The 6,016-nt window shown below is 46.4% G+C and carries 3 protein-coding genes; 2 read left to right on the top strand and 1 reads right to left on the bottom strand.

The features are described from left to right. The first annotated feature begins 509 nt into the window (after positions 1 to 509). Together ACFQ2O_RS19215 and ACFQ2O_RS19210 are read left to right on the top strand one after the other, a co-directional pair. Positions 510 to 1,694, top strand: a complete 1,185-nt coding sequence (locus ACFQ2O_RS19215) for an acetyl-CoA C-acyltransferase (protein ID WP_377531823.1) — start codon at positions 510 to 512, stop codon at positions 1,692 to 1,694. Between the two features lie 273 nt (positions 1,695 to 1,967). After that, positions 1,968 to 3,290 (top strand): toxin-antitoxin system YwqK family antitoxin, encoded by a 1,323-nt coding sequence (locus ACFQ2O_RS19210; protein ID WP_377531821.1) that lies wholly within the window; start codon positions 1,968 to 1,970, stop codon positions 3,288 to 3,290. 67 nt (positions 3,291 to 3,357) lie between these two features. Here ACFQ2O_RS19210 and ACFQ2O_RS19205 read toward each other — a convergent pair whose 3' ends face one another. After that, positions 3,358 to 5,988 (bottom strand): glycoside hydrolase family 3 protein, encoded by a 2,631-nt coding sequence (locus tag ACFQ2O_RS19205; protein ID WP_377531819.1) that lies wholly within the window; start codon positions 5,986 to 5,988, stop codon positions 3,358 to 3,360. Positions 5,989 to 6,016: the final 28 nt, after the last annotated feature.

Genomic DNA, 6,016 nt, shown 5'->3' with positions numbered 1-6,016 from the left:
GTGTTATGTACATATTAAACAAATTCTCCTTCCTAACTACTTCAGTGAGCACGCAACAAAGTACAATTTAATTTTCCATAAATTGTTTTTTGTCCACATATAATTGCCTCATATACTACTTAAGAAATATGCATTAACATTAATATTATAGACACATCAAACTTTCGCCAAGCCAGCAATAATGAGGAAGTTATCACTCAAGACATAACAGATCTAAGTTTAACTTATATCTTGTATGAGACATAAGATTCATCCACAGGTAAGACAAAATCAAGTATAAAAGAAGTGTACCACATGGCACAAGCCCCTACTCATATAAAGTTTGCGTAATTACCGTTTAACTGGTACTCCATTTTGGCAAAACAAACAGCACCGAAAACAAAACAAGCTCTTTAAAAACCTGTTCTTTCTAGAAGCAACGCCACAACTTAGCTAGGCTAACAGTCGTTTGGTTTTAAAAACAAATCCCTGTAACTTCACAACATATCAGAATAAAACCTAATCAAAAAATGCAAACGAAAGAAGTATATATTGTATCTGCGGTGCGTACGCCCATCGGATCATTTGGCGGTGTGCTTGCCAGCCTTTCTGCCACACAATTGGGAGCAGCTGCTATAAAAGGCGCACTTGAGCGTGCCGGAGTTGATAAGAAAGAAGTACAAGAGGTAATTATGGGCAACGTAATCTCTGCCAATGTAGGACAGGCTCCTGCCCGCCAGGCAGCTGTTTTTGCAGGCTTAGGTTACGAAGTAGAATGTACTACTGTAAACAAAGTATGTGCCTCTGGTTCCAAGGCTATCATGTTTGCTGCGCAGGCTATTATGCTGGGCCATAAAGATGTAATAGTGGCAGGCGGTATGGAGAGCATGAGCAACGTACCTTATTACCTGGAGAAAGCACGTTTTGGCGCAAAACTTGGCCACGGCCAAATGACGGACGGCTTGCTGAAAGACGGCCTTTGGGACGTGTACAACGATTTCCATATGGGTAACGCAGCAGAAAACACTGCTCGTGAGCTGAAGATTACCCGCGAGATGCAGGACGAGTATGCCATCAATTCTTATAAGAAAGTAGCTGAAGCTTCAGAAGCAGGCTTATTGAAAGACGAGATTGTGCCGGTTGAGATTCCGCAACGTGGCAAAGACCCGATTGTGGTTTCAGAAGATGAAGAATTCAAGAAGGTTAACTTCGATAAAATCCCTGGCCTGCGCCCGGTGTTTGATAAAGAAGGTACTGTAACAGCTGCCAATGCCTCTACACTGAACGATGGTGCTGCTGCCGTAGTGCTAATGAGCAAAGAGAAAGCCGAAGAACTGGGCATAAAGCCGATCGCTAAGATCTTAGGCTTTGCAGATGCAGAGCAGGATCCGATCTGGTTCACCACTACCCCATCTTTAGCTATACCAAAAGCATTGAAGCATGCCAATGTTGATGCAGCTGATGTTGATTTTTACGAGATCAACGAAGCATTCTCTGTTGTATCGCTGGCTAACAACCAAAAGCTTAACCTGGAAGGTGGCAACGTGAATGTGTTCGGTGGTGCTGTGTCGCTTGGCCACCCACTCGGAGCGTCAGGTGCACGTATTCTGGTAACGCTTTGCAACGTGATGGATAAAAAAGGTGGCAAAATTGGTGTTACCGGTATCTGCAACGGAGGCGGTGGAGCTTCTTCCATTGTGATTGAGAAAATGTAATTTAACTTTTGGGCATACCATTTGATAGAAGCCTTGCGTTACTCGTAAGGCTTCTTTTTTTTGATCAGGATTTTCAGGATGCTTAAAAATATACAGGATAAAGTATGTATGCCTTTGCAAGTATAGCGTGCATTTTTTGGAAAAGTAGAGTTTATATACCATTGCTCCTGAACGGCCTGCTACCACGCAGTTTTGGAATGATTCACATAGCAATCCTGTTTATCCTAACACATTCATAAATTCTGATTCCGACATAGTATAAAGTATAATTATATGCGTAAACTGCTGGCATTACTGCTACCTTTAGGCCTTGTGCAAAGTATAGCCCTGGCACAAACCAAGGAGGTAACTACCTATCACGACGATAGCTTTACAGCTGTTAAGGAAGTATACAACATCACCCCAGACTCTGCTATAGTGGGTTACTATAACCGCTATTACCCTACTGGAGAGCGCGAGGCTTTCATTAAGTTTGTGGAAGGTAAGAAAGACAGCATTTACACTGAGTTTTACTCAAATGGGAAGCCCAAGCTACAGGTTGCGTATGTAATGGACGTGAAGCAGGGACCCTATAAAGCCTTTCGACCAGATGGGCAATTGCTACAGGAAGGCTTTTATGAAAACGACCAGCAGAGTAAGCTGTTCAAAACGTTTTACGACGACGGCACGCTGAAAAAAACTACTGAGTTTGTTAATGGTTTTCCGGAAGGGCTGGTGCGCGAATACTACCCATCAGGTAAGTTAAAGTCTGAGATCACCTACAAAAACAGCCAACAGAATGGCCCTGCCAAAACTTACTACGCAAATGGAAATATTGAATCCGAAGCCAATTATCGAGGGGGCATGCTGGAGGGTTCGTACAAAACGTACTATGAAAATGGTCAGGTGCAGACGGAAGTACAAAATGTAGCTGGCCAGAAACAAGGCACCTACAAAAGCTATTACCGTAGCGGCCAGTTGAGCACCGAAGGCACGTTTGCATCAGGCAAAATGAGTGGACTGGCAAAATCATACTATGAGAGTGGCAAACCGCGCAGCGCCATCAACTATAAAAACGGTGAGGTAAGCGGCACGGCACAATACTTTTATGAAGATGGTAAACTGAAAGAAGAAATCACAGCCAGCAACAACGGTGCCGACAGCAAAACCTCACGCTACTACCAGTCGGGTAATCTGCAGGCCGAAGAGCAGCTTAAAAACAAGAAAAAGCATGGCACCTGGAAAGTATACTTTGATGCGCCAGACAAAAAAGTAAAACTAAGCGAGACTTATAATACTGATAAACTCAGTGGTGACCGACTTTACTACTACGAGAATGGCCAGGTACAACAAAAAACCACTTATACAGACGGTAAGATCACGGGCATCAGCTATACGTATCATCCATCTGGCAAACTAGCATCCGAAACGAACCACAAAGACGGGTTGCGCTTTGGAGCTTACAAAGCCTTTTTTGAGGATGGCAAAACAGAAGTAGTAGGGCAGTTCAGAAACAACCGAGAAACCGGCACCTGGAAGTACCATAACTCCGAAGGCAAAGTTGTTAAAACCCGCCTCTATCGAAACGGACAGGTAATAGAAGAGAAAGAGAAGTAAGCTTATACTTTATTAACAAAAAAGGGAGGCTTACCGCCTCCCTTTTTTGTTAACATACTCGCTAATGTTACTGCATAGCCACTGTTGCTTCTACAGTTTTCTTGCTCTTGTTCGTTTTGGCATCTGGTTGACTGCCGCCTACGCTGATCTGCATATTGCCCGGAAGGTGTTTGGCTGTACCATCTTCGGCAATAACTGTCAGGTCCTGCGGGCGCAGCTGGAAAGTAACCACCCTACTCTCCCCTTTCTTAAGGGAAATGCGCTGGAAACCTTTCAAGGCTCTGATTGGTGTTTTGTAGCCGTTTACTTCGCGGCTGGTGTACAGCTGCACCACTTCTTCACCATCCATTTTACCAGTGTTGGTTACGCGCACACTTACTGTAACAGGGCTATTTGTCTTGGCCTTTGCAGGTATACTTAATTGATCATACTTAAACGTAGTATAACTTAAGCCATGCCCAAAGCTGTACAATGGCTGCCCCTTAAAGTAGCGGTACGTGCGCCCATCCATCGAATAATCACCAAACGGCGGCAGATCCTTATCGCTCTTGTAGAAGGTAACAGGCAAGCGGCCGGCTGGGTTGTAATCTCCGAACAGCACATCGGCAATAGCAGTACCAGCAGACTGGCCGGCATACCAGGCATTCACAATTGCTGGTACGTTTTCAGACTCCCATGGCGTGGCGATGGCACTACCTGTCATCATCACAAACACAACTGGTTTGCCTGTTGCTTTCAGCTCTTTCATCAGGTTCGTCTGCACCTGGGGCAGCAGAATAGTCGAACGGTCTCCACCGGCAAAGCCAGGCTCATCTACTTTCATTTCCTCCCCTTCCAGCTGCGGTGATATTCCGCCGACATATATGATAGCGTCAGCATCTTTCACACGTTTGGCCAGGGCTTTGAAATCGGTTTTGGCTAAGTTACCGGCTCGCATGGAGATAGACGCTTTACCGCCATCCTGCAGGTACTCCACCACCAGTCGGTACGTCTTGCCTTTTTCGGTAGAGAGTTTGTAAGTTTTAGCACCCCAGCGGTTTCGGCTCCAGGCATCCAGCTGCTGTTTGCCATCTACAAAAAAGCGGTAGCCATCATCTCCCTCCACTTCAAACGTGACGGTGCCGGTGCTGTTAGCCGTAAAATCGGTTGTATAGCGGGCTGTAAAATCGTAGGCTTTCATGTTACCGACAACTGCCTCGCCTTCCTGCCAGGCATGGTCTATACCTGGCTCCTGTCGTGTTGCAATAGGCTGGCCCTTCAGTTCTTTGTTGTTGAAATACTCGGCTTTCACACCCGGCTTACCGTCTATACTTAACTGCTTGCTGATATCGGTGTATACTAGCAAAGTATCTTTGGTGAAGGTAGAAGCTCTCTCGTATACTACCTCCGTGTTTGGTCCTACCTTTTGCTTGATGCCTTGCAGTGCTGTCACTATTTCGGAAGGAAGCCCGTTGTAGTTACCCAGCACAGCAATTGGGTTATCAGCGTTCGGCCCAACCACGGCAATCTTTTTCAGGTTCTTGCGCAGCGGCAGGGTGTTTTTGTCGTTTTTGAGCAGCACCATAGACTGGCGTGCCATTTTTAAGGAGTGGGCTTTATGCGGCTCACTTTCCAGCACGCTTGATGGCGTCTGGGCATAAGCTACCATGGCAACAGGATCAAACATTCCCAAGCGGAAACGGATCGTGAAAAGCCTCTTTACCGAAACATCAATCTGTCGCTCTGTAATCTGACCATTTTTCACGGCCTGCACCAGTGCTTTATACGCATCAGTTCCACAGTCAATATCGGTGCCGTGCATCACTGCATCGGCAGAGGCGCTGGCTGCATCAGGGTGCGTTTTGTGGTTTTTGAAGAAATCGTCAATAGCCCAGCAGTCGGAGGTAACGTAGCCGGTAAACTGCCACTGATTGCGCAGAATATCATTCATCAGCACATCAGAGCCACAGCAAGGTTGCCCACGAAAAGCATTGTAAGCACACATCACTCCGGCTACCTTGGCATTCACCACTAACTCTTCAAATGCAGGCAAATAAGTATCCCATAAGTCGTAGTTAGAAGCTGTGGCATTGAACACATGACGCTCCGGCTCAGGGCCACTGTGTACAGCGTAATGCTTAGCACAGGCCGCTGCTTTCAGGTACTTCGGATCATCTCCCTGCAGTCCGCGCACAAAGGCTCTGCCCAGCATCGCCGTTAAAAAAGGATCTTCTCCGTAGGTCTCCTGTCCACGCCCCCAACGTGGGTCGCGGAAGATGTTGATGTTTGGTGTCCAGTAGGTAAGGCCTACATAGCGCTGGCCAGACTTACCTTCTTCAATGGCTTTATTGTAGATGGCTCTTCCCTCCAACGCTGAGAAATCTGCCATCTGCTTAAGTGAGGTGGTATCAAAAGTAGCAGCCATACCAATTGCCTGCGGGTACACGGTTACTTTATATGGTGTGCGGGCAACACCGTGCAGTACCTCATTCCACCAGTCATAAGACGGAATGCCCAGGCGATCGATTGCCGGGGCTGCATTCAGCATCTGCGCCACCTTTTCCTCCAGGGTTAGGCGAGAGACCAGGTCGTTTACACGGGCATCAATGGAGAGCTCAGGGTTTTGGAAAGGATACGCGTACTTTTCCTCCTGCTTTAAAGTGAAAGATGCAATCCCCACCAACACCGCCAGCATAAGAAGCGATAGAATAGTTTTCATTCGTAAATTTTAATGTCTAACAAGAATC

The sequence above is a fragment of the Pontibacter rugosus genome (assembly GCF_042678745.1).
Taxonomy (GTDB): domain Bacteria; phylum Bacteroidota; class Bacteroidia; order Cytophagales; family Hymenobacteraceae; genus Pontibacter; species Pontibacter rugosus.
The sequence above is the reverse complement of the archived record's forward strand: the minus strand, read 5'-3'. Positions and strand labels throughout refer to the sequence as shown.